This window comes from Psychrobacter sp. M9-54-1, from assembly GCF_016613355.1.
In the GTDB taxonomy this organism is placed as follows: domain Bacteria; phylum Pseudomonadota; class Gammaproteobacteria; order Pseudomonadales; family Moraxellaceae; genus Psychrobacter; species Psychrobacter faecalis.
Map to the genome: position 1 here is coordinate 58786 of NZ_JADGFW010000006.1, position 24306 is coordinate 83091.

At 43.7% G+C, this 24306-nt stretch carries 22 protein-coding genes and 1 pseudogene; 14 read left to right on the forward strand and 9 right to left on the reverse strand.

Annotation, left to right across the window (positions count from 1 at the left end):
* Positions 1 to 130: 130 nt before the first annotated feature.
* The gene (locus IQ457_RS13630; RefSeq protein ID WP_020443648.1) at positions 131 to 253 is read right to left on the reverse strand and encodes a hypothetical protein; all 123 of its coding nucleotides are present in this window, start codon (positions 251 to 253) and stop codon (positions 131 to 133) included.
* A gap of 389 nt (positions 254 to 642) precedes the next feature.
* Between IQ457_RS13630 and IQ457_RS03705 the strand changes: the two genes are divergently transcribed.
* The 11 genes from IQ457_RS03705 to radA all read left to right on the forward strand — a co-directional run bounded on the left by IQ457_RS03705 (position 643) and on the right by radA (position 11570).
* A complete protein-coding gene (locus tag IQ457_RS03705; RefSeq protein WP_200662142.1) occupies positions 643 to 1278 on the forward strand; it encodes a 6-pyruvoyl trahydropterin synthase family protein in 636 nt (211 codons plus the stop codon).
* The gene (gene tsaE / locus IQ457_RS03710; protein WP_198327843.1) at positions 1271 to 1795 is read left to right on the forward strand and encodes a tRNA (adenosine(37)-N6)-threonylcarbamoyltransferase complex ATPase subunit type 1 TsaE; all 525 of its coding nucleotides are present in this window, start codon (positions 1271 to 1273) and stop codon (positions 1793 to 1795) included. The genes IQ457_RS03705 and tsaE overlap by 8 nt, the downstream gene beginning before the upstream one ends.
* Before the next feature lie 51 nt (positions 1796 to 1846).
* Positions 1847 to 3619 carry a DNA mismatch repair endonuclease MutL gene (gene mutL, locus IQ457_RS03715; RefSeq protein ID WP_200662143.1) on the forward strand — a complete coding sequence of 591 codons (1773 nt, stop codon included), beginning with the start codon at positions 1847 to 1849 and terminating at the stop codon, positions 3617 to 3619.
* Between the two features lie 61 nt (positions 3620 to 3680).
* A complete protein-coding gene (miaA, locus tag IQ457_RS03720; protein WP_200662144.1) occupies positions 3681 to 4874 on the forward strand; it encodes a tRNA (adenosine(37)-N6)-dimethylallyltransferase MiaA in 1194 nt (397 codons plus the stop codon).
* 372 nt (positions 4875 to 5246) lie between these two features.
* A complete protein-coding gene (gene hfq, locus IQ457_RS03725; RefSeq protein WP_200662145.1) occupies positions 5247 to 5783 on the forward strand; it encodes an RNA chaperone Hfq in 537 nt (178 codons plus the stop codon).
* Positions 5784 to 6032: 249 nt separating this feature from the next.
* Positions 6033 to 7025 carry a KpsF/GutQ family sugar-phosphate isomerase gene (locus tag IQ457_RS03730; protein ID WP_200662146.1) on the forward strand — a complete coding sequence of 331 codons (993 nt, stop codon included), beginning with the start codon at positions 6033 to 6035 and terminating at the stop codon, positions 7023 to 7025.
* 126 nt (positions 7026 to 7151) lie between these two features.
* Positions 7152 to 7718 carry a KdsC family phosphatase gene (locus IQ457_RS03735; RefSeq protein WP_068404217.1) on the forward strand — a complete coding sequence of 189 codons (567 nt, stop codon included), beginning with the start codon at positions 7152 to 7154 and terminating at the stop codon, positions 7716 to 7718.
* On the forward strand, positions 7715 to 8299 hold the full coding sequence (lptC, locus tag IQ457_RS03740; protein ID WP_068404219.1) for an LPS export ABC transporter periplasmic protein LptC: 585 nt from the start codon (positions 7715 to 7717) through the stop codon (positions 8297 to 8299). Before IQ457_RS03735 ends, lptC begins: the two co-directional genes overlap by 4 nt.
* A gap of 141 nt (positions 8300 to 8440) precedes the next feature.
* Positions 8441 to 8929 carry a lipopolysaccharide transport periplasmic protein LptA gene (gene lptA, locus IQ457_RS03745; protein WP_180952567.1) on the forward strand — a complete coding sequence of 163 codons (489 nt, stop codon included), beginning with the start codon at positions 8441 to 8443 and terminating at the stop codon, positions 8927 to 8929.
* A gap of 205 nt (positions 8930 to 9134) precedes the next feature.
* Positions 9135 to 9845 carry an LPS export ABC transporter ATP-binding protein gene (lptB, locus tag IQ457_RS03750; RefSeq protein ID WP_190295467.1) on the forward strand — a complete coding sequence of 237 codons (711 nt, stop codon included), beginning with the start codon at positions 9135 to 9137 and terminating at the stop codon, positions 9843 to 9845.
* 288 nt (positions 9846 to 10133) lie between these two features.
* Positions 10134 to 11570 carry a DNA repair protein RadA gene (gene radA / locus IQ457_RS03755; RefSeq protein ID WP_068404223.1) on the forward strand — a complete coding sequence of 479 codons (1437 nt, stop codon included), beginning with the start codon at positions 10134 to 10136 and terminating at the stop codon, positions 11568 to 11570.
* 165 nt (positions 11571 to 11735) lie between these two features.
* Here radA and IQ457_RS13715 read toward each other — a convergent pair.
* Together IQ457_RS13715 and rodA are read right to left on the reverse strand one after the other, a co-directional pair.
* A pseudogene (locus IQ457_RS13715) lies at positions 11736 to 12083 on the reverse strand (septal ring lytic transglycosylase RlpA family protein); the annotation flags it as partial.
* Positions 12084 to 13302: 1219 nt separating this feature from the next.
* Positions 13303 to 14445: a rod shape-determining protein RodA gene (gene rodA, locus IQ457_RS03765; RefSeq protein WP_200662147.1), complete on the reverse strand. Its 1143-nt coding sequence runs from the start codon at positions 14443 to 14445 to the stop codon at positions 13303 to 13305.
* Positions 14446 to 14719: 274 nt separating this feature from the next.
* Here rodA and IQ457_RS03770 point away from each other — a divergent pair, with 274 nt between their 5' ends.
* A complete protein-coding gene (locus tag IQ457_RS03770) occupies positions 14720 to 15697 on the forward strand; it encodes a D-Ala-D-Ala carboxypeptidase family metallohydrolase (protein WP_200662148.1) in 978 nt (325 codons plus the stop codon).
* Positions 15698 to 15793: 96 nt separating this feature from the next.
* Here the strand turns inward: IQ457_RS03770 and IQ457_RS03775 are convergent, their stop codons facing one another.
* From IQ457_RS03775 to IQ457_RS03785, 3 genes are all read right to left on the reverse strand, one after another.
* On the reverse strand, positions 15794 to 17347 hold the full coding sequence (locus tag IQ457_RS03775) for a M16 family metallopeptidase (RefSeq protein ID WP_200662149.1): 1554 nt from the start codon (positions 17345 to 17347) through the stop codon (positions 15794 to 15796).
* Positions 17348 to 17398: 51 nt separating this feature from the next.
* Complete coding sequence (locus tag IQ457_RS03780) at positions 17399 to 18970, reverse strand: M16 family metallopeptidase (protein WP_200662150.1); 1572 nt, start codon at positions 18968 to 18970, stop codon at positions 17399 to 17401.
* Between the two features lie 111 nt (positions 18971 to 19081).
* The gene (locus IQ457_RS03785; RefSeq protein ID WP_190295458.1) at positions 19082 to 19234 is read right to left on the reverse strand and encodes a hypothetical protein; all 153 of its coding nucleotides are present in this window, start codon (positions 19232 to 19234) and stop codon (positions 19082 to 19084) included.
* 829 nt (positions 19235 to 20063) lie between these two features.
* Between IQ457_RS03785 and ftsY the strand changes: the two genes are divergently transcribed.
* Both ftsY and IQ457_RS03795 read left to right on the forward strand, forming a co-directional pair.
* Entirely contained in the window at positions 20064 to 20975 is a 912-nt protein-coding gene (gene ftsY / locus IQ457_RS03790; protein ID WP_223808455.1) for a signal recognition particle-docking protein FtsY, read from the forward strand.
* Between the two features lie 65 nt (positions 20976 to 21040).
* A complete protein-coding gene (locus tag IQ457_RS03795; protein WP_200662152.1) occupies positions 21041 to 21613 on the forward strand; it encodes a methylated-DNA--[protein]-cysteine S-methyltransferase in 573 nt (190 codons plus the stop codon).
* Between the two features lie 181 nt (positions 21614 to 21794).
* Here IQ457_RS03795 and IQ457_RS03800 read toward each other — a convergent pair whose 3' ends face one another.
* The 3 genes from IQ457_RS03800 to IQ457_RS03810 all read right to left on the reverse strand — a co-directional run bounded on the left by IQ457_RS03800 (position 21795) and on the right by IQ457_RS03810 (position 24191).
* Positions 21795 to 22805, reverse strand: a complete 1011-nt coding sequence (locus tag IQ457_RS03800; RefSeq protein ID WP_342343301.1) for a ferrous iron transporter B — start codon at positions 22803 to 22805, stop codon at positions 21795 to 21797.
* Between the two features lie 51 nt (positions 22806 to 22856).
* Positions 22857 to 23198 carry a FeoA family protein gene (locus tag IQ457_RS03805; RefSeq protein WP_200662153.1) on the reverse strand — a complete coding sequence of 114 codons (342 nt, stop codon included), beginning with the start codon at positions 23196 to 23198 and terminating at the stop codon, positions 22857 to 22859.
* A 243-nt stretch (positions 23199 to 23441) separates the two neighbouring features.
* On the reverse strand, positions 23442 to 24191 hold the full coding sequence (locus IQ457_RS03810; protein ID WP_200662154.1) for a YebC/PmpR family DNA-binding transcriptional regulator: 750 nt from the start codon (positions 24189 to 24191) through the stop codon (positions 23442 to 23444).
* Positions 24192 to 24306 lie beyond the last annotated feature (115 nt).

Below are 24306 nucleotides of genomic sequence, written 5' to 3' on the forward strand. Positions count from 1 at the left end.
ACAGTAGCTACTATAAAAACAGTACCTAGCATAAAAAATGCCAATCAAACCGTGAGGTTCAATTGGCATAGCTTTAATTAGTATGGTTTAGATTAATATAGCTTCAGTTAGCATACTGATGCACTAAATATTAATGTTTACCTAAGATACTGCCGTTGTCATCTTTCTTAGATTGCTTAGCGGCTTTTTTCTCTTTTGCCGTTAATAGCGGTTTCTTTTTTACGTTCTTTTTACTGTCTTGACCTTTACTCATGGTGTTTTCCTCTTGAGATAAGCCGTAATCCCTTTAAAGCCAGTGTAAACAAGCTTAAAGGTTAGGTTAAATGCTGATGACGCAAATTGTGCGTACTGCAATGAGTATAGGCTTAAGGTGTCGCAATAGATAGCGTCAGCACAATTCACCTACGATTGGATTTAGACATCTCTTTTTAATCCTGCTCCTCAAATTATTTTTGATAAATAGATTTGATAAAAGGGTGTTTAGTGTTATGGATTCATTTAGTCAATATGGCTATTAATAAGTGCTTACTTACGCAGTCATTACGATTTGCTATAATGAGCCGCACGCCGATGTGTCGTCGCGGTAAACCCTTATAATATTCATGTTTAACACAGTAAAGCTTACTGTTTTGGTCAATTATTATGCGTATTCGTAAACTGTTCAAATTTGAAAATGCGCATATCGTGCGTAATTGTAGCTCTGAGCGCTGCAAACATTCTATTCATGGTCATAGCTATCAGATTGAGCTGATTCTTGAAGCTAAGCGGTTAGACCATGGGCAAATGGTGTATGATTTTGGTCTATTAAAATCGTCTATTAAAGACATTATCGACAGCTTTGATCATGCGATTTGCTTTTGGAATAAAGACGACTCTGAATATATCGCCGCCTGTAAAAAATTCAGCGCGCGTTGGATCAGTTTGCCGGTATCGCCGTCAGCAGAGCAATTCTCACGCGTCATCTTCTTTTGGGCACAAGAAATTCTCAAACAAACCCAAATGCAAAACGGTGAATCTGATGTCAGCGTCTACTCGGTGATTGCCCACGAAACCGCAACCGGTTACGCACAGTGCTTTGCAGAAGATGTGGCAAACGCGCAAATGGGAGAGCTTCATCTAGAAGACTTTGAGTTCAGCGAGCAAGTAAAGGCAGAATGGCATGACCCCGAGCTATATGCCAAGCTGATTCGCGGTGAAAGCTTTATCAATCCAGCCGTGACTATGCAAGTACAGCCGCAAGTACAGACGCAAGTAAGGGAAGGTAAGCTTGATGCCTAATAATATAAAACAAGACCAACATGTGAAAACCTTGACGCTGCATTCTGAAGCAGATACTCAGCGCTTGGCGGTGCAATTGGCAGCGTTGCCCTTATCGGGTAGCGTGTGGCTGTCGGGTAATTTAGGCGCTGGTAAAACCACCTTGACGCGTTATTGGTTGCAGGCGCTCGGTCATACAGGTGCGGTCAAAAGCCCAACTTATACCCTGGTCGAGCCTTATAGTATTGAGCAAAATGATGGTTCAATTAAACCTGTTTATCATGCAGATTTATATCGTCTGCAAGACCCAGAAGAGCTATCTTTTATTGGCTTTGATGAATATCTAGATGAGCCGAATGCGCTGGTTATTATCGAATGGGCGAGTCGTGCGGACAGCTATTTACCACCACCGAGTTTGTTTATTGATATGACGCAAGCCGATCGCAATGATAATGATAAAGAGGCACGCCAAGTCGAGCTGCGACTATCGAAGGCGGGTCAAGCGCAGGGCTTAGATTTATCCTCTCTTAACCTTTAGGTTAAACCGCATCACAGCCTCTGAGGTTTTATAAAAGTATGACGCTCATTAATGCCAGATAATCCCTTCAATAGCCGCATCAAAAAACTATCGCCGCTGCTCATCAACCAATTAGCAGCAGGTGAGGTGGTGACGCGTCCTGCCGCTGTGGTCAAAGAGCTGCTTGAAAACGCGATAGACGCTGGCGCGAACAATATTGAGATACGTATTACCCAAGGCGGCATGGGTATGATTGAAGTGCTGGATAACGGCACGGGTATTCATCCTGATGATATGGTCATGGCCATTACTCGCCATGCAACCAGTAAAGTGGCCGATGTGGCTAATTTGCATGGTATTACCACACTGGGCTTTCGCGGTGAAGCGTTGGCAGCGACTGCGGCAGTTTCTCGTTTGACTTTAACCAGTAGTCATGACGACAGTGGGATTGGTCGCCAGTTGCAAGTTGCCGGTGTATTGGACGAGGTGCCAAAATTGCTGCCAGTCGTGCATCAACGCGGCACGACCATCACGGTTAAAGATTTATATTTTAATGTGCCCGCACGCCGCGGCAACTTAAAATCTATTGCGACCGAGTTCGGTCATATCGAAACCATTGTCCGCGAAGTGGCTTTGGTGCGTGCAGATGTGACGCTAACCTTGTTTCATGACAATAAAAAGCGGTTATCGCTGTCTTCAAGAGCAATGTCTACAAATGATAACGATAATACCAATAGCAGCAACAATAACGCTCATCGTCTGCCTTTATCACGTCTTGAACAAGCGATTGGTTTACCATTAACGGATAACGCTTTAGAAGTGGCAATTGCTCTCACCAGTTTGATGCAATTGCCTAAAGACTATGTGAATAATAACTTTGATGGTCAAGCGAACATCAACGGTTGGTTATGGCTTAGCAATGACTCTCAAAGTACCTTTCCAAAATTAATTTATGTGAATGGGCGATTGGTAAAAGAAGCATTGATTAGCAATCAGCTGCGTCAACTTGCCCAAAGTGCGCAGTTAGCAGGTATTGGCTACGCGCTTTATTTTGATCTGCCAACTGATTGGCTCAATATCAATGTCCATCCGTCCAAACAGCGTATCAAAATCAGCCCGCTAAATAACATCATGGCGCATCTTAGTCATGCGATTCAAGCAAAGCTTAAAACGTTTGCTACCAAACAGAACATCAATCAGACCATCAATTCCGCTGATGAAAGTAGTCAGGTATTAGATAATCATCTATCTATCAATAACGCCTTCGCTGCTAAAAGGCAACAGACGTCATCGGCTACTCATTTAACCAATCATTCAACCAAAACCCAACAAGTGCAAGCGCCCAAACAGCCATATCAGTTGTCAGAAAATACCGATAATGCTCAATCAGAACAGGCAACTTTTACTGAAAATATAAATCCAGGCAGCACATTAATAAGCACGGCCAATACGTCACAAAATCTATCGGTAAAAAATGCTCCTTTACCATATTGTTTGGAGGTTATTTTAAATACGGGTCATGATTTAGATGCAATTAAAAGTGTCAGTGAGAAAACACTACCATGGTTGCTGTTTTATAGTTGCAGCCAATTTTTTCTGATTGGCGCTGAAATATGGCAGGCGCAATTAAGCTTATTGTTTGAGTCGGATATATTTAGAGAGCAGGTTTCATTTAATGATGCGAATGCTGTCAATCAGCAGCTTACTGACTTAGCCACAAAAATGTCTACAGAAGATTTATGGGCATTTAACGCAGATATCGAAGACTTACTTGCTAAACATGCTTTTAAGTCTATAAATAACCAGCGTTTAATCGCATTGATGCTATCAGCTACAGCCATTTAGATGTCCATTGATTAGAGTGAGGGCACGTTTTAGTAGTCCTATAAACAATAAAGGTAATCCTATGCAAATCTCGTCTGCTAGCTCATCTTATCGCCTCAATCCCAATTTGGCAGATAATAGCGTGGTGTGTTTGATGGCACCGACTGCGAGTGGCAAGACAGCTCTAGCGTATGAGCTATACGATACTGGGCGTTATGAGCTGATTTCGGTCGATTCAGCATTGATATATCGTGATATGAATATCGGTACAGCCAAACCAACCGCTGCGGAGTTGGCACGCTATCCGCATCATTTGGTTGATATCATTGACCCGATGCAAAGTTATAGCGTCGCTGAATTCGTTAATGATGTTGCTCGTTTAATTGATAGCTGTCATAAGAAAGGTAAAATACCTTTGCTCGTTGGCGGTACTATGATGTATTACATGGCGCTTATTGATGGGCTATCGCCCGTGCCTGACAGTGATGATGACGTGCGCGCGCGTGTGGAGCAGTGGCGGCAAGACAAAGGTATTGGTGCACTATATGATTATCTAGGAAAAATAGATCCGATAAGCCACGAGCGTCTTAATGCGACCGATACTCAGCGTATCACGCGCGCGGTTGAAGTTTATCTGCAAACCAATATACCCATCAGTGACTGGCAGCAACAGCCCAAACATGCCTTGGCGCATAATCCCAATCAGCAATGGCATGCGCTGGCGGTGATGCCAGAACGTTCATGGCTACATCAGCGTATCGAGCAACGTTTGGATATAATGTGGCATGATGGGCTAGTGGCGGAAGTGATTAGATTGCTTGAGCAGTACCCTTTGACACCAAACTTACCCTCTATGCGCTGCGTCGGTTATCGCCAAGTATTAGAATACCTAGTCCATATTAAGCATCCAGTTTTTGAACAGCCGCACTTGGATAAAGCGCAATTTTATGACGCCTTTTCAGAAGTAGAAGCGGCGAGTGCAAGTAAACGACCACAAGACACCACTACTCAAGCGCTCGATCAGCCATTGACGCTCAGCGCTCAAACCGAGGCACTTGCTTGTCAGCAAATGCAAAATAAGGCATTATATGCGACCAGACAGCTGGCGAAGCGTCAATATACTTGGCTGCGCAAACTTACTCAGTTGCCCAATTTGCCTGATAATGCGTCAAATATTGCAATAAAGCTAAATGAAAACGATGACAAGCTTATGCGCGGTGATATAAAAATAAAAACGCTCGCTACTATGACCCAAGTAAGAGAGTATTTATACTAAAACCAAATCATATAAAGCGCGTTAATTAGCCCCGTAAAAAATAATGACAATTAGTTTCAAAATAAAGGTTGGATAACTGCTATAATTTAAATCATAGTAAGATAGTGTGAATTATATCGGTATCATTGCTTTTTGAACGGTCGTTAATTAACTTTTGTTGGTAAGAAATCTTAAAAAATAAGCGGTTACTTAATTATTTACAATAATAACGTATTCACGGTAAAGTGAAATTATTTAACAAGAATTAGTGCTTATTTAGATACGTTTTATAAATAAAACTTATTATTGTATCTGCCCTTAGCCATTATAATTAAAGCAATACTTATAATAATTGGCACTAAAAATAATTATATAATATTTAGGAGAGATGTCATGTCAAAAGGACAAACTTTACAAGACCCGTTTTTGAACTCGTTGCGCAAAGATCGCATTCCTGTTTCTATTTTTTTAGTTAATGGTATTAAGCTGCAAGGTCAAATTGAATCATTTGATCAATACGTGGTGCTGTTAAAAAACACAGTGAGTCAAATGGTTTATAAGCATGCCATTTCAACAGTCGTGCCCGCCCGTAATCCTAGAAGCAGCACGACGACTGGTACGGGTGCGCAAACCTCAACGGGTGCACCTACTGGTTACCAAGGTGGCATGAGTAGTGGTTTTGAGCGTGGTAGTAACCTTGCTGGTGGTGGCGGTTTTGAAGAGCGCGGCTTTGCCAATCGTAGTGGCTTTAATCGTGGTGGTTTTGGTCAAGGTCAAGATCGTGGGTTTGAGCGAGGCAGCTTTGGACAAGGTCAAGAGCGCGGCTTTGAGCGCGGCGGCTTTGGTCAAGATCGTGGCTTCGACAATTCTTCAGACAATGCTATGTTTGAAAACAAATCAAACGATGATATAGACGATAGCAATCAATAAATAACGCTATCTGGTGTGTATCTGATTGAAAGTATGTTATTAAAATGTTGTATAGCTGATTAAGACCTACTATTAATTATAGTGGGTTTTTTTTGTATAAATAGACGTATAATCATGGCTGCGCAAGCGACTATTTACACTGCTTAGTAAGTAGGCAATGATGAAAGCGACGTCTTGCCCTATATTATTAATATCAGCCATAGTATAGTAAAATGTTTCATTGATTCACCGAAAATATAGAGCTAACGTATGAGTAATCCGCACCGCAACCTGACCCATCAACAATTTATTAGCACTGCTATCGAAGCAATTCATACGGAGATGGCGGCACTAGAATTGTTAACGGAACAAATCGATGATAGATTTGCTCAAGCCTGCGATATTATCCTAGCTTGCAAAGGGCGTGTGGTGGTGACGGGCATGGGCAAATCGGGTCTGATTGGTCGTAAGATAGCCGCGACTTTTGCTTCTACGGGCACGCCAGCGTTTTTTATGCATCCTGGGGAAGCGGGGCATGGCGATTTGGGGATGTTGGTGCAGGGCGATGTCCTACTGGCTATCTCAAACTCGGGCGAGTCAGATGAAATTAGAATGCTGCTGCCCGTGGTTAAGCGTCTAAATATTCCCCTGATTAGTATTAGTCGAGACAAACGCGGTATGCTACCACGAGCGGCGGATATCATTTTGACGCTTGGTAAATCACAAGAAGCTTGCCCGCTCAACCTTGCCCCGACTTCTAGTACCACAGCGACCTTGGCATTGGGCGATGCGTTGGCTGTGGCTTTGGTACATGCACGTAATTTTACTTCAGAAGACTTTGCCTTATCGCATCCTGCAGGCGCCTTAGGACGCCAGTTGCTGACGCGGGTCGAAGATTTAATGCATACCAATTCAGAAAATTTACCGCTTATTAATCAACAAGCACCGCTACAAGACGCTTTATTGACCATGTCTTCTGGGCGTCTAGGTATGACAGTAGTGACTGATGACGAACAAAAAGTCGTCGGCGTATTTACCGATGGTGATTTGCGCCGCGGCTTAGAAAAAGGCATTGATTTGCAAACCCCGATGCGTGAGCTGATGGTCAGCAATCCACGCCGAGTCAGTAAAGATATGCGCGCTTCCGATGCTTTAAGTGTGATGAATGAAAATGGCATTAGCCAGCTGCTGATTATCGATGAGGAACAGCGTTTGGAGGCCATTATTACGGTACATGACTTATTACAAGCCGGTGTTAAGTAGCTCTATTTTAATAAACAATGTATTAATAATGGGCACAATTAAGAAGTAACATATTAAAAAAGCCTTAATAAAAGAGTATTTAATAAGAATACGTCTCATAATAAAATCATTAATAAGAGAAAATTGATGCAAGACTTAATAAAAAAGGCCGGACAAGTAAAGTTATTGGTCATGGATGTTGATGGTATCTTGTCAAACGGTCAAATTATTTATGATGCCAACGGTACTGAAACTAAAGCCTTTTCGGTACAGGACGGTGTCGGTGTCAAATCGTTGGCGCGCTATGGTATTTTGACCGCTATTATTACTGGTCGTAGCAGTCCTATGGTGGACAAGCGTGCTGCTGAAATGGGTGTCAATTATATCGTCCAAGGTCGTGATGATAAGCTGATTGCGTTGAATGAGCTATTAGCGACGCTTGATGCTGAGCTTAATATTACCGCTGCTGAATGTGCTTATATGGGCGATGATTTACCAGATATTAAAGCGATGCAAACGGTAGGCTTTGCGGCCACTGTCCCAAATGCCCATCAAGAGGTGATAAAGCGCAGTGATATGGTGACCACCCGCGCAGGTGGTACCGGCGCAGTACGGGAAATATGTGATCTTATTTTAAAAGGTCATGGTCACTATCAAGATTTTATCGCGCACTATACGCTTGATGCAGCGAAACCTGAGGATAACTTATCGTGAATACTCGTGTTTTAATCGTTTTGGCGTTGATTATTGCTGTGATTGCTGGCTGGTTCTTTAAGCAGCAAGGGGAGATTACGCCGCCCGTTAGTATGGAACCGACGGATGTGGATTATGAAGCCACTGACATTAAGGCGGTACAGACCAATGAAAAAGGTGAGACCGAGTACGAGCTGAGTGCAGAATCCTTGACCCATAATCCTGTGACCAATAAAGATGAGATGAAAGGCATCACCATGAATTGGGAGCCATCAGACGAGCAGCGTTACCGTGTTGAAGCGGGCAGCGCCGCCATCAGTCAACAGACAGGTGAGATGAGCTTATCAGGTGGTTTTACTTTAGTTAGCGAAGGCAAAGCGGGCGAGTCTGATATTGAGCCGATTAAAGTCATGGGCACTACCTTAAAAGGTAATACCAAAACAGGTCAAGTCTATAGTGATGCGCCAGTAAAAGTTGAACAAGGGATGAACCGCTTCGAGGCGTCGAGCATGAAAGCCAACCTTGAGACCGGCGACTATGAATTTGGTCAAGTCGCGGTTGCATTTACGCCCGCGAAACGCCAAGATAAAGCTTTATTTTAACAGCAGCACCTAGCAGGAAGTTTGCAAACGCCACTATCCATAATGATACGAGTAACTTTTATGAAATCTACTTTTTTGCCTACTTTACGCTTGCTATCGACACGCTCTATCCAAGTAACACACGGTTTACGAACGCTACCGATGCTAATGTTGTTAGCATTGCCGTTATACAGCCATGCCTTGCCATCAGATGCCAATCAGCCGATTAAGCTGCTAGCAGATAAGGCTACTTATAGTGAACGTACAGGTATCACCAGCTATTCAGGCACCGTTGTAATTACGCAGGGTACGTTCAAAATGACCGCCGATGATATTACGGTCAACCTCTCGCAAGGCCGTAGTATCAACTCGGCAGTCGCCACCGGCCGTCCAGCCACTATGCAGCAGGTAGTGACGCAAGAAAAGGGCTTGGCAAAAGGGCAGGCCAATAAGATTGATTATAATGCGGTCACGGGTATCGTGACGCTCACGGGCAATGCAAAATTGGTACAAAATGGCGCCAGTTTTGCCGGTAATGTCATTCGCTATAGCTTAAAAGCTGGCGATGTAGAAGCAACTGCTGGTGGCAGTCAGCGCGTAGAATTGGTCTTCCCGCCCAATAGCGGCAGCAACCGAAGCAGCATACGCTAAGCACAGTATTTTTAATATAAAAGTAAGCGATAGTAATACTAAAAATTTTGCAACTTTAACAGTAATTGACAGGTAAGTGATGAGCGATATTAAAAACAACGTTGTTAAGACCAATGAAATTCACAGCAACGAAATTCATAGCAACGAGCTTAATAATGGTTCTGTAGCGGCAACCAATAGCTCCGAGCCTGTCGCCCGTTTAACGATGCAAAATTTAGGCAAACGCTACGGCAAACGCTGGGTGGTAAAAGATGTGTCATTTTCTGTTGAGCAAGGGCAAGTTGTTGGATTATTAGGACCGAATGGCGCGGGCAAAACTACTAGCTTTTATATGGTGGTCGGACTGGTCAATATGGATAAAGGCCGCGTTACCTTAGGAAAAATGGATTTATCAAAATATGCCATGCATGAGCGCGCGCGTGCTGGTATTGGCTATTTGCCGCAAGAAGCTTCTATTTTTCGTAAATTATCCATTGAAGATAATATCTTAGCCATTCTGCAAACTCGTAAAGAGTTAAGTGCCGCTGAGCAGCGTCAAGAGCTTGAAAAGTTGATCGGCGAGTTCCATTTAGAACATGTACGCAAATCATTGGGTATGAGTGTCTCAGGCGGTGAGCGCCGCCGCTGCGAGATTGCGCGTGCTTTGGCGGCCAATCCAAAATTTATCCTATTAGATGAGCCGTTTGCTGGTGTTGACCCTATCTCTGTTAGTGATATTAAAGATGTTATTTTAACCCTAAAAAATCGCGGTATTGGTGTACTCATCACCGACCATAACGTGCGCGATACCCTGGCCATTTGCGAAAAAGCCTATATCGTTTCAGAAGGCGCCATCATTGCGGAAGGGACGTCATGTGAAGTGTTAGAGAATGATTTGGTAAAATCTGTCTATCTTGGTAAAGACTTTCGCGTATAAGCACTTCGCTATTTAGTAGAGGTGAGCCTGTATAAAGCCTTGTTTGAATCATTAGCCAAATATCTTATCATTGTAGGGTGTAACGAATATTTGTCTATTTTCTCTTAACATCCATGCCCACTATAAATTGCTATCTATCTCTCATAATCTAATGCCTGGTTATTAAAAAAGGCACGTTCATTCTTTCTCTTAGTCTCACACTTAAGCTCGTATAGAGCATTCTAGAATTCTATTTATTATTCGCGATTTATTACTTTCGATTGACCAGTTCAATAAGGTTCATACGCTATGGCAAAAAATAAAAGCAGTTATGTCTGTCAACAGTGCGGGGCGCATTTTGGCAAATGGGCGGGGCAGTGTACAGACTGCGGTGAATGGAACAGTTTGGTAGAAGCACCAAATGTCAGTATGCCGCACCATAATAAGAGTAGCGCAAAAGCGAATGCTAGCCGAGCGGTTTCTCGTAGTGCGGGTGCACCTGCTGGCAATTATTCAGGTACGCACAGTGCGGTCATGCCACTCAATGCGGTAAGCGTGACACTAGATACACGCCTGCCCACTGGCATTAGTGAGTTTGATCGAGTGTTGGGCGGCGGACTGGTGGCCGGTTCGGTCGTTTTGATCGGCGGTGACCCAGGAATCGGTAAATCTACGATTTTGCTGCAAACTGCGACCAATATGGCAAAGGCTGATTCATTGGCAGGTAGCGCGCTGTATGTGACGGGTGAAGAGTCGCTCGCCCAAGTAGCGATGCGCGCCAAGCGTTTAGATTTGCCAGCGGATAGATTACGTGTGCTCGCGGAGACCAATGTTGAAACCATTTGTGCGGCTTTAACCCAAGAGCAGCCGGCGATTGCTATTATTGACTCGATTCAGACTATTTATACCGATGCCATTAATTCTGCCCCAGGCGGCGTTAGTCAAATTCGTGAGTCGGCAGCTATTTTGACCCGTTATGCGAAGCAAACTGGCACGGCACTATTTTTAGTCGGGCATGTGACCAAAGAAGGGACGCTGGCAGGACCACGTGTCCTCGAACACATGGTTGATACGGTTTTATATTTCGAAGGTCAGTCCGATTCACGCTTTCGTATGATTCGCGCGGTAAAAAACCGTTTTGGTGCGGTTAATGAGCTGGGCATTTTTGGCATGACCGATATGGGACTCAAAGAAGTCGCCAATCCCTCAGCGATATTCTTAAGCCGTTATGATAAGCCCGTAGCGGGTTCTGTGGTGATGGTAAGCCGTGAAGGTACTAGACCCCTGCTGGTTGAAGTGCAAGCCTTGGTTGATGACTCACAAGGTTCACCAAGACGTATGGCTTTAGGGCTCGATTTTCAGCGCCTATCAATGCTGCTTGCGGTCATGCATCGTCACGGCGGTATCCATACCAGCGGACAAGATGTGTATGTAAACGTCGTTGGCGGCGTTAAGGTGATTGAAACCGGGTCTGATTTGGCCGTACTATTGGCTTGTGCTTCTAGTATCAAAGAAAAGCCTTTACCCTCATCACTTGCCGTTTTTGGTGAAGTCGGCTTATCAGGGGAGATTCGACCGGTTCCTAACGGACAAGAGCGCCTAAAGGAGGCGATGAAACACGGCTTTAAACACGCAATTATTCCTAAAGCCAATGCGCCTGCCAAAGATGCGCCGCAGTTTAAGGGTATCAATGTCATCGCGGTTGAGCGTCTCGATGATGCGATTGAAAGCGCATTTGAGTTATAGTTTTAAAAGCTATCCCATGTTAACTATTTAGCGTCAAACGTTAAAAACGAAAAAGCGCCTAACTTTAAATGAGTTAGGCGCTTTTTTTACAACTAACGTTAAGCAGTTTTTTCGATAAAAAACCGTTAAAGGTTTAAACCGCGAATGGTCTAAAACGTTAATGGTTTAAGAAGAGGGGCCTGAAACACGCTCAATAGAGACGTTACCCACACCTTTATTGGTAATACCAAGTTGCTTGGCAGCACCGTAAGATAAATCCATCACACGGTTACCATGGAATGGACCACGATCGTTTACTTTAACGACGACGCTTTTGCCATTAGTTTTATTGGTAACTTTAACGTAGCAGTTCAAGGGTAACGAGCGGTGAGCAGCGGTTAAACCATTCATGTCAAAGGTTTCGCCACTGGCAGTTTTGCGGCCATGAAACTGACGACCGTACCAAGAAGCCAAACCAGTTTGTTTAAATTTGCTTACAGAATTAGAAGCGACTGCCGTTAAGCGCTCTAAAACATCTTCATCATTGGATACTTGGGCAGTGTCGCTGGCGAGCAATGGGCTGCTAAGCGCTAATGAAGTAGGCTGACGAGCAGACTTAACTAAGCTTGATGCGCCGTCATGTTGACGACTAAGTTCACCGAGCACACGGTCAATACGGGAGGCGTTATCTTGCGAAATCGTTGCAAGGGAGGTTTTTGATTCTACAGCATTTGCATTAGTAGCGATTGCAGAGCCAGCAAATAAAACGGCTGACATTGTAAGTAAACCAGATAAACGCTTATTCATAAATACCTCTATAGCGTATACATTAGAACCTAACTCTAAAACCTCTTAGAGGGAGCGAGACAATATTAGACCACTCTAACAGTGCCGCAAACTCGAAAGCCGCTCTATCATCTATCTGTTTTATCACGATGATAGTAAATATGGGCTTTTATAAGCTCTAACATATGGTAATTTTCATTTATATCATCATAATTGGCTCGGGAATTATCGTTATATACGACTCGCAAAACCCACTTATGACACGCTCAAATGATAGTTAACAATAGTAATCAAACAACCAAAGTAAGGTTGCACCAATCGATAAAGGACTTTTTTGCATTGCTAAGTTAATAAAGGGTTTAAAGTATGTTGCGTATTACTTTGTTATTAAACCGTTAATTAAGTACTGACTTTGCAAGCCCAAAATCTACAATTTGCTAACTATACGGACGAGCTACAACTGCAATATAATTAAATGATATCTTTCTTAGTAGCTATGTACGCGTTGTGTATCAAACTACAATAAAAGGAGGGTAACGCAATTATTTGTAAAAAACAAGGAATAAAACCTAACAGTACTAATCGGTCACTAATAGGGCTTCATCTGGGTTTTGCCAAAACATAAGGAGAACAATAGCTATAAATAACAACAACTTATGGTTATTTCTAAAGCAAGAAAGTTAAGGTTTTAATAGTAATTTATGGAGAATTAATGACAAATAAGAAAGGCTTAAAAAAGTAGATATTCATTTAATTTGAGCAATTTCGCTATTACATTAGATTACTTAGGCAAGCACATTTTGCTTCAGTTTCTAGGCAAATTTGTTAACGTACCATTTTAACCCTGTCTATATAAGGGAGTTATATAGACATTTAAACCCAAGTTTATCGTGATTATCGAATGTAATATTGGTTATTAAAGATGAACTTTACAGGTGAATAGATTGTAAATAATACCTGCTATGGCTTAGCTGGATTTGTGAGTATGAATTGACATTAGTAGGCCAAAACCTGCCATTAACGTCACAATAGCAGTACCGCCATAACTGATAAAAGGTAAAGGCACCCCAACGACGGGTAAGATGCCGCCGACCATGCCGACATTGACAAAAACATACACGAAAAAAGACATCGCAATTGCACCTGCCAGCAATCGACTATAAACATCAGGGTGCGAAAATGCGATATATAAAGCACGCATAAGCAGGCAAGCATATATAAACATCAACAATATCACGCCAAGCAGACCGAACTCTTCGGAAAAGGCAGCAATAATAAAGTCAGTATGACCTTCTGGTAAAAAATGTAGATGCGACTGTGTGCCTTCTAAATATCCTTTACCGGTCAGACCGCCCGCGCCAATGGCGGTTTTGGACTGAATAATATTCCACCCGGCCCCTTGGACGTCAGCTTCAGGGTTGAATAGCGTTAAAACGCGCGTACGTTGGTAATCGTGTAATAAAAAGTTCCAAGCAAATGCCACTAATGGCACGGCTAAGGCTGCTGCACTAGCAATCAAGCGCCATGATAGACCCGCTAAAAACAATACAAAAATGCCACTGGCTGCGACCAGCAAGGAAGTACCAAGGTCAGGCTCTTTGGCGATTAATAATACCGGCACCACAATTAACGCTAAGGTGATGGCAATACTTGATAATGAAGGCGGTAAGTCACGTTTGGATAAAAACCACGCACACATCATTGGCATACCAAGCTTCATAAACTCTGAAGGTTGAACGCTACCAAAACCAGGTAAGTTAATCCAGCGCTGCGCACCCATACGCACCTCGCCAATGATATCGACCAACACCAACAATATCAGCCCCAATACATAAAATATGGGCGTAAAGGTACGATAAAGGCTAGGCGGTATCTGCGCCATAGTAAACATCACCGTAAATGCCACGCCATAACTAATGACTTGGCGGATGACCATATCAGTGTCTTGGCTTGCTGCGCTATATAAAATCGTCAAGCCAATGCAACAAACGGTCAATAGCAATAAGGTCAGCCACGGATCAATATGGATACGTTGCCAAAGCGTCGGCGCACGACCTCGACCAAAGTGATGGCTTTGACGAGAAAAACGGTACTGGAGGTTAGAAGGCATAGGTGATATGTGACTGATAATTGGCGTGAAAGAAAAGTCTGCTTTGACAAACGATAAGTAAGCAATCAGCGAGGGCAAAATATTTATCGGGCAGCTTAATTAAGAATTTGGTAGCAAAACCCTAATTTATCCGTAATAAAGTAACGACAATATAAACATTATAAGGATAAGTGTTAATAACGAATCAGTGACCATCAATTCGCTGCGATAGTTTAGCTTGCTTGCTTAAAATTTGATAGTATCGATAAAACGTTTTTAGCGGTAGTTTCTGGTAATGATAAAGACAAAAAAATTTATTTATAGGCACATTTATAAGCCTATTATCGTCCTAGGTATTTGTGCCAGCAGTATTTCTGTGCACGCCGCTATTATAAGTGATAATAGTGAGCGCCGCATCCAAATCCGTCATGGCAGTGGTACGAACAATAATAGTGGCAATGCTTATATCACACCCGCTAGCAGTTATGGCAGTCAAAGCAATAGCTATAGCGGCGGCGCAACCATCTTGAGTGAAGGCGCTCGTCGGTCAAATGGTATTAGCGGCGACAGTATGCAAGGGCTGATTCAACAAAAACAGCGCGAGTTTAACTTCGATAGCGCAGTATCGATAGAAGAAAACAAACGCGTCATTACCAATAGAGGGACGCCACGTTATAGCAGCGGTAATAATAACTTTGGAAATAGTAATTATAACGATTTTACCAGTATGGATTTTAATGTATGGTTAAATAGTAATAGTTACCGCGCAAGCCAAGTGGCCAATTATCAACAATATTTAAGCTCACGCGTCGGCGCAAGAAATGTACCGCCCTTATCTCAGCTTTTGACGACCGCTCGTAGTTGGGATAAATGTGGTTATGAGCCTTATCAGCTACCACCGCAGGAGTTATGGGCAAATATTGTACCGACCTTGCAGCTTTATAGTCAGCTAAAACGCCAAGGTATTTTACCTGCCAGTACCGAGATACGTTCAGTATATCGCAGTCCGGGGTTAAATAATTGCGCGGGCGGGGCGAGTGCGAGTAAGCACATGACCGCAGGCGCCATGGATATCTGGGTGCCTGAATATGAAGGCAACTTATGGCAGCTAAGTCGCATGCAAGATAGTCTCTGCGAGTTTTGGCAATATCAAGGGCAGTCGCATAACTTTGGTTTAGGACTGTATTCTACCGGTGCTATTCATCTTGATACCGATGGTTATCGCAAATGGGGCTTTAATCATGCCAGTAGCAGCTCCGCTTGCCGCTATTAAAAGCAGACTCTTCAATTTAAAAAGCTCAGCCAGTAATTACTGACCGAGCTTTTTTATTGAGCTATTCTTTAAACGTCTGTAAAAATAATATTGGCTCTACGACTTTTTCTTAGCTTTCTTTTCATCCCATGGATTGACCTCACCAACAGTCACAATCAAAAAGTTATCAGGCTTTAGAGTGTCGCGCAGGGTTTGGTTGACTTCTGAGAGTTTAACCTGTTCGATGCGATTGACATAATTGGTCAGATAGCTGTTAGGTAGCTGATAAAAATTCATCATACCAATTAAGCTGTTGATTCCAGCATTACTGGCAAATCCCATCGGAAAGCTGTTTTTTAAATTATCCGTGGTCAATTTCATCTCATCGCTGGTAATACCTTTATCTAATGTCTCATTAATCACGGCTAAGCTAGCATCAATTGCTGCGCGTGCTTTGTCATTACGGGTTGAAAATCCAATTTGATAAGGACCGCGCGCCAACATCGGGTTCATAGAACCTGATATGCCATAAGTATAGCCGAGGTTTTGCCTGACTTCGGTCATCAGACGCGCGTTAAAATCGCCCCCTGCTAGCACTTCATTACCGACGGCAAAGTTGGTTTGCTTTTGCTGCGCTTGCGGGTCGGTGGCACGCTTTTCGCCCAGTTGTCCCATCAATACCGTAGTCTGGGTGCTAGGAAACGGAATATGAATATGTTGAGGCTGGGTTAGTGGCTTTGGTTCGGGCAGGGCCGCCGCCGCTTGACCCGCTGGCAAGTCTGCCGTTATTTCTTCTGCCAAATTTTTCGCTTGTGCCAAAGTCAAATTACCCGTCATGGCAAGCGACGCATTGGCAGCGACTAGATAGCGATTTTTAAAATCAATTAGCTGTTGTCTATCAATATTAGGAACGCTTTCAAGCGTGCCAACCGATGGATGCGCATAAGGGTGGTCGTCATACAATGCCTTACTAAAGGCGATACTGGCAAGACTGCCAGGGTCTTGCTTTTGCTGTTGTAAACCGACCAATAAGCGTGCTTTATTACGGGCTAAGATTTGCTCATCAAAGCTCGGTTCAGTAAGCATTTGCGTCATTAAATCAACCGCAGGCAGCAAATGCTTATCATCAGATAAGCTGCGCAACGAAACAATAAACATGTCTTTATAGGCGCTACTACCTAAGCTGATACCCAAGGTTTCGACCGCCCGCGTGAACGCGTTTTCATCTAAGCGTTTGGAGCCTTGTTCAAGCATCGTCGCGGTCATATTGGCGATACCAAAGCCTGATTCACTAATACTGCCATCACGCGCGCTACCGGCATTAAAGCGCAAATCAATATCGACAATGGGTAAGGTGGTGGTCGGCACGAAAAGCACAGGAATACCGGCTTTGGTCTTAAAGCTCTGAATTTTTGGAACCGTGACTTCTAAAGGTTTGGCATTTTCAAGACTACTCAGCTTAGACAGAGCAGCAATTGGCGCACTGGTATCGACTGTAGCAGCTGGCGTACGAGCATCTTCGCCACCTGCCATATCTGCCTGCGCTACAGTGGTCAAGCTCATTATGCCAAAGAAGGCGCAAGCACTTACATAAGGCAGCTGCTTAAAATGTGATGATAAATTATTTTTTTTGAAAAAATGTATTTGCGTCATGTCTTTCTTCTTATTCATAAGGTCATCAGTATTGAGTTTTTGCCAAGTTAATTGGGTAGCACATTGATGTTATTTAGCTTTGCTAGCCGTTTCTTTAGTAGCGCTATCGGTAGCAATGTTTTTATTAACAGTGTCTTTGCTCATCTTATTTTGGCTAACGTTATCTTTAGCAGCAGTCTCTTTAGGCGGGATGATATGCATGACCGTTAAATTATCTTTAACCAAATACTTTTTACTTGCCGCTTGGATATCCGCAATGGTTACGCTATCAAGCTTGGTTGGCAATTTAGCCAGTAGCCTGTCATCAAGACCGATAGATTGCAGCGAGCCAATCATACGCGCCTGACCTTCCATACTATCCTGAGCATATACCAAACCAGTGACAGTATTGGTTTTGGCGCGCTCGATTTCATCGGCAGCAAGTGGGTCGGTTGATAGCTTATTAATCTCATTGATAATGGCTTGTTGTGCCTGCGCTAAACTGACGCCTTCGCGCGGGGTTGCTTGTATCAAAAACAGCCCATCGCCGCGATCGAGCAAATCGTAAGAGGTACCAACTGTGGTAAGCAGTCCTTGCTCGCGTACCAGCCTGCTCTCTAGCCGCGCTGATAAACCACCATCTAATACATCTTGCGCAAGCGACAGCGCATAGGCTTGCTTCTCATTGTTAGCGCCCGCTGTTACCAGACTGGGCACGTTATAACCCATCAGCAAAACAGGCACTTGTACCGCTTGCTCGGATTCTACTTGCTGATAACCGCGGAAGCCCTTTTGCGTGACCATAGGACGCTTAGGTAACGCGCTTGGTTTTAGCGTCCCAAAATAGCGTTTGACCTGCGCTAATACGTCGGTTGGCTCGACATCGCCGACGATAACCAACGTCGCATTATTGGGCGCGTACCATGTTTTGTACCAGTCTTTTAAATCGTTAAGGGTGATTGATTCAAGCTCATTCATAGGGCCAATGACCGATTCGCCTTTCGGACTGTTTGGCATTGCCAGCAAGCGAAATGACTCATAAGCTTTGGCAATCGGATTGTCATCCGTACGCTGACGACGCTCTTCCATGACCACTTGATGCTCTTTGGTAAATGCTTTGTCATCAAAGACCAAATTGGTCATGCGATCTGCTTCTAGCTCTAACGCTAACGGTAAGCGATTGGCAGGGAATAGCTCGTAATAACCGGTAAAATCGTAACTGGTAAAGGCATTATTGACGCCGCCAAATTTGGCAATCAAACGCTCATAATCGTCGCTGGACACATCAGCGGTGCCTTTAAACATCATATGCTCTAGCACATGGGAGATGCCGCCTTTATCAAGTGGTTCATCTGCTGAGCCGACGCGATACCAAATTTGGGTCATGACCACAGGCGCGCGGTGGTCTTCTTTGACCACTATCTTTAAGCCATTTTCAAGCTGGTATTCATGGCGACCAGACATATCCATGGTCAATGCTGAAGATTGTTCGGTATTTTCTAGCGTTTGATTTTTATTCACTACCTGTGTTGTTGCGGCATTTTTAGTCGTAGCAACTTCATTTGTCGAAGAAATTGCGCTGGTTTGGCAAGCCGCAAGGGTGGTCGCCATCGCTAAAGCGCAGGCAAAGCGTAAAGAGATAGTAGGTAAAGATGAGGGCATGATAGGTTCTACTTATATAAAAGGTAGCTGATAAGTGACTGAGTGATAAAATGAGAATGGTGCATGTTTATGCTTAGATGAATATGCCTATTTATGACAAACATAACGCTATTATAAAGACTTGTGTGCTCCCACCATGACGGTAGCAGTCGGTTTGAATTCTTGTGTAGTGCTACAGCCAGTTGAAGACAACGCGATAGTAGCAACAAGCAAGGCGGCGCCCATTTGGGTCATTTTTTTATAATCGTTCGATAGTGATAACATAGGTCATTTCCAATATAAGTGGACAAAAAAAGCAAATGAAATAGGGTGGTATAATCATGCTAAGGGTAGGCGAAGTTTGCCCTATCAAGGGTCGGATTTTTGTGTCCAAACCTTAAGCGAAACTTGCTTAGTTAGTTATAAGATTTATAAATCTCTCATTAGGAAGGTTATTCTTAATTACTAAACGTTTTTACTATGAATTTATGAGTTTTTATAATTTAACCATGCTCTGCGATGCTAAAGGCTAAGCGTCGCTTGAATTATGCTAAACTAGGCTAAAAATAATCGTCCGTTAAACACCAAAGGCGGGCGGCACATCATTTTAAAAACTACTGATAATGATAACTTTTAGGGCAAGCTTATGAATAATCCCAATAATAGCAATCGTGTGGTCATTAACCTCGACGGCGGTCTTGATGATTTGGATGACGATGATATTACCTTACCCAGTCTGCCAGCGCAATCGGTGCCTATCATCGAGGAGTCTGAAGATACTTCACTTACCGATACAGCGGCAGAGCTACCACTAGCGACGCCGATTATTGAGAAAGAAAAACAAAGCCCTGCTGCAAATATTATAGAGGGTACTGTAGAAACAACGGCAAAAAGTGCTACAAATACTGCTGCGTCGCAGTCTACAACTTCAATTCCTACGATGCCTCTGCAAGATCATCTGGGCGATAGTGCGAGCGTCACCTCTAAAAATAATGATAGCAGCGCTATTGATAAAGCAAAAACTGAGTTACAGCAGCCGACAACAGCGCCAGAAGAATCGCAACAGTCAGAACAGACTGAGGAAAATAAGAAAAAAGGCAGCTGGTTTAATCGCATGAAGACGGGGCTGAGTAAGTCACGTAAAAATCTTGCCGAAGGGATGGTTAGTATCCTTATCGGTGGTAAAGAGATTGACGATGAGCTCTTAGAAGAAGTGGAAGACCAGCTGTTGGTCGCCGATATCGGGGTCAATGCCACCAATCGTATTATTAAGAGCCTGACTGAGCAAACCGCCCGTGGCGATTTGATTTATGCCCATTCATTATATAAAGCACTGCAAACTGAGCTGGTCGATATCTTAACGCCAAAAGTTGCGCCCCTCGTCATTGATACCAGTAAAAAGCCCTTTGTTATCTTGGTAGTGGGCGTCAATGGTGTTGGTAAAACGACGACTATTGGCAAACTTGCTAAGCGCCTGCAAGGTGAAGGCAAATCCGTCATGCTAGCGGCTGGCGATACCTTCCGTGCCGCGGCGACCGAACAGCTACAAATTTGGGGTGAGCGCAATCACATTCCTGTCGTTGCTCAAGGTCATGGTTCTGATAGCGCCTCTGTTATCTTTGATGCCATGCAATCTGCCAAAGCAAAAAATATCGACGTGTTAATCGCTGATACGGCAGGGCGCTTGCAAAATAAAACCCACCTGATGGCCGAGCTTGAAAAAGTCGTGCGCGTCATGCGTAAAGCTGATCCAAGCGCGCCGCATGAAGGTATGATTGTCCTCGACGCTGGCACGGGTCAAAACGCCATCAATCAGGTCGAGTTATTTAATGAAGTCGTGCCATTAACCGGTATTACCATTACCAAACTAGACGGTACGGCAAAAGGTGGCGTGGTGTTTAATATCGCTGAAACCACGGATGTGCCGATTCGTTATATTGGGGTCGGTGAGTCGATTGATGATTTGCGCGCCTTTAGTCCAAAACAGTTTGTCGCGGCCTTATTTGAGACCGATGATAAAGAATAGCACTTGCTGATTTTTTTCAATGAATAAATAAGTGTCAAAAATATGAGTGTTTAGAGGAAAGAATCATGATAGTCACCATCGCAGCGGTTGAGTCGCACCAGTTGGCATTGATTGCTAGTAGGCATGGGCATAGCAGCCCTAAGTTGGTTGAAGTCAATTGGCTGCAGGTGGGCGATTCTTGGCACAGCTCAAAATCTATTCCCAAGCTTAAAAAGCATTATGGGCTTGTCGATAAGGATTTTACCTTTATCGCTCAAAATAATTTAAGCAAAAGCGAGCCTGCTGAGGCGCTACTTTTAGAAGCGCTTGAGCAATTAGCAGCCTATTTTAAAGGTAAGCGTCAAGCATTCGACTTGCCATTAGACATAAGCTTAGGCACTGATTTTCAGCAATGCGTCTGGCAACAGCTGCAACAGATACCGTATGGTGAAACGATTAGTTATGCCACACTGGCGCAGCGAGTCGGTAATCCCAAAGGCTTTCGCGCCGTCGCCAATGCCAATGGCAAAAACCCCTTTAGCATCATCATTCCTTGTCACCGCGTTATTGCGAGCGATGGTAAATTGGGTGGTTATACCGGCGGCTTGGATAAAAAAACATACTTGCTGACGCTCGAAGGGGTTGAGGTTAAACGCTAAGGTTTTTCTTTACTAAGCCAAAAATTCTGACTATAAGTTTTTTGGCTATTTAAAACATTTGCCGCAGCCATTGCAATCCTTCGACTTTTTAAATATCACCTTGGTCCATACGTAATAAATAGATAAAACCACCATCATAAACACCAATAAATACTCGACCCATGTACTCATCATTAGCTCTCTAAAATCCGAAAATTTGTCCTGTCACCCGATAGGTTAGCCACGCCATCGCATAAGCCAATATAAATAAATAGCTGGCGATGGCGATGGTTTGTTTCAAAGAATTGGTTTCGCGGCGAATAACGGCTAGCGTGGCCAAGCACATCGGCGCGTAAACATAAAATCCCAAAAATGAAAACGCAGTAGCCAATCCCCACTGCGTATGAATAATAGGAATAAGCGTCTGATTGACCGCTTCATCGCCGATGCTACCGACCGCATATACCGTGCCAAGCGCGGCAATAACGACCTCGCGCGCGGCAAGCCCTGGGATTAAAGCAATACACATCTGCCAAGTAAAACCAATGGGCGCAAAAATTGGCTCAATCATATGCCCAAGCATGCCCGCAAAACTATAATCAATCGCTGGGTTTGTCGCGCCAATCGGGGCTGCGGGAAAAGTCACCAATACCCACAATATTACCGTCAGCGCAAAAATGACTGTACCGGCTCGCATTAAAAAAGCACTTACCTTGTCCCAAAGCTCACTGGCAATATGTTTGATATTTGGCAGACGATAAGTAGGGAGCTCTATCAATAAGGGAAATGCTGCCGCTTTTGCCGTCGTGCTATGAAAGCGTTTGAATAGCCACGATACAAACGCCGCTGAAAAAATACCGGCGATATACAATACAAATAAGGTCATACCCTGTAAGTTGAAAACACCTAGGACGGTTTGATTGGAAATCACCGCTGCAATAATCAGCGCATAAATCGGCAAACGCGCCGAACACGTCAGCATGGGCAATACCGCAATCGCCACAAAACGTTCTTTATGACCGGGAATAGTACGGGTCGACATAACCGCTGGCACCGTACAAGCGAAACCTGACAACAAAGGGATAAATGAGCGTCCAGATAAGCCTACTTTAGACAATAAATTGTCCAGTAAAAAAGCGGCGCGCGGTAAATAACCTGAGTCCTCTAGTATTAATAAGAATAAAAATAGCAGGGTGATTTGTGGTACGAACACCACGACGTAATACAGTAAGTCAGGAGCAAGTCAGTAAATTAGACTGAACACTTACCTTGAATCTATAGCGATACAGCTGATTTTAATGAGCTCATCGGCGCGTAAGCTAAACTGCGCACCGGTACTCAGTTGCACCGCATAAGGCGGCTTGCCAAACAGACCTTTGGCAACGATTTGAATAGTGGTATTGGGCAGAAAGCCTAAATCTTTGAGTCGTTGACTGTTAACGCCGTCGATATCACCAAAGCGCTCATTAGCGACGATGTCATTAATAATGGCAGTCTGGTGCTTAGCCAAATCGAGTAACGAGCATAGATGAGTCGCTTTAGGGTTAAGCGTATGAATATTGACGGCAGTGGCGGTTGGATAAGAGGGCAGAAGGGACGTACGCATAAAGAATTCTTATCCATTCTTATATGTTAATGATAATTGTTACTGTTAAAATCGAATTATATGCCTCGCTTATTGACGATACAATACCCATAAAGGATGATGCAAATAACAAAAAAAACCAGAGAGTATGACACTGTCTGGTTTTTATTTTTTGCTAAGGATAATATGGTTTTTGACGTAAGCTAATTAAATTTGCCAAGGTTTTTTGCTGGTAAATCTTAGACTAAGCTCAGACACATTAGGCTACTGTTCAAGCTGCGCCATGACTGCATCGGTAAAGCTCACATTACTATAGACTTCTTGCACATCGTCAATATCTTCTAGCATATCGATCATTTTCATCACTTTTAGCGCGTCGTCGATATTATCAATCTCAGCGCTGGTGGCAGGTGCCATAGTGACTTCGGCATTATCAGAGACAAGCCCTGCTGCATTGAGCGCATCTTTTACTCGACCTAAATTTTCCCATTCAGTAATAACCAGCAAGCTTTCACCATCGTTTTCGATATCCAGCGCGCCAGCTTCCAAAGCCGCGAGCATGACTTCTTCTTCTAAGCTGACATCGTTAAAAACGATTTCGCCGCGTTTGGTAAACAGATAAGCGACCGAGCCTGAGGTACCAAGGTTGCCTTCATTTTTGGTAAAGGCATGGCGTACTTCACTGACCGTACGGTTCAAATTATCAGTCAAGGTTTCTACCAGTACCGCAACGCCGCCGACGCCATAGCCTTCGTAGCTGACTTCATCCATATTGTCATTATCATCGCCGCCTGTACCACGAGCCACCGCGCGGTTGATGGTATCTCGTGTCATATTGACTGATAAGGCTTTTTCGATAACCGCCCGCAAGCGTGGGTTTTTATCAGGGTCGGGGTCACCTTGCTTGGCAGCAGAAACAATTTCACGAATAATCTTGGTAAATATTTTACCTTTCACCGCATCCTGACGGGCTTTACGGTGTTTGATATTTGCCCATTTTGAATGGCCTGCCATATGACGTCCTTACGTTTTACGGGTTGTTTATAGTGCGTATAAAAAGTTAGTAGGCTATGCCTTGTTAACAACTTTTCATACTTGATAATGTATTGTTATTATATGATTGTGCGGT